Genomic DNA, 781 nt, shown 5'->3' on the forward strand with positions numbered 1-781 from the left:
TAATACCGTCGCCCGCAACGTCTTACAATTACCACCTGGTCAGGGTCCACCCGACACCCGGTACTGACGGAGAACAACGGAAGGTGAACAAACAGCAACAAACTGCGCTGAATATGGCGCGATTTATCAAAAGCCAGAGCCTGACACTGCTTGAAAAACTGGATGCTCTGGATGCCGACGAACAGGCGGCCATGTGCGAACGACTGCACGAACTCGCGGAAGAACTCCAGAACAGCATCCAGGTTCGCTTTGAGACCGAAAGTGAAACAGGAACATAACGAAGCTGACGGAGGCGCTCACGGCTTGTCCGCGAGCGTTTTCGGCAGCAGACAAGCCCGCCAGGGCGCGTCAGCGGGTGTCTGGGCGAAGCCCTGACCCAGTCACGTTGCGATAGCGGAGTGTATACTGGCTTAACTATGCGGCATCAGTGCAGATTGTATGAAAAGTGCCCCATGCCGGGTGTGAAATTCCGCACAGATGCGTAAGGAGAAAATGCGCGTCCAGGCGCTTTTCCGCTTCCTCGCTCACTGACTCGCTACGCTCGGTCGTTCGGCTGCGGCGAGCGGTACTGACTTACACAAAAACGGCAGCACGGTTATCCACAGAATCAGGGGATAAGGCCGGAAAGAACATGTGAGCAAAAGACCAAGAACAGGAAGAAGGCCGCGCCGCAGGCGTTTTTCCATAGGCTCCGCCCCCCTGACGAGCATCACAGAAATCGACGCTCAAGTCAGAGGTGGCGAAACCCGACAGGACTTAAAGATACCAGACGTTTCCCCCT

Annotated in this window: 1 protein-coding gene; it reads left to right on the plus strand. The window is 55.7% G+C overall.

Features of this window, described 5'->3' with window-relative positions; genetic code table 11:
* Positions 1-83: 83 nt before the first annotated feature.
* Complete coding sequence (locus FOT42_RS17920; RefSeq protein WP_001041633.1) at positions 84-278, plus strand: Rop family plasmid primer RNA-binding protein; 195 nt, start codon at positions 84-86, stop codon at positions 276-278.
* The last annotated feature ends 503 nt before the right edge of the window (positions 279-781 follow it).

The organism is Flagellimonas hadalis (assembly GCF_007785775.2).
Taxonomy (GTDB): Bacteria; Bacteroidota; Bacteroidia; order Flavobacteriales; family Flavobacteriaceae; genus Flagellimonas; species Flagellimonas hadalis.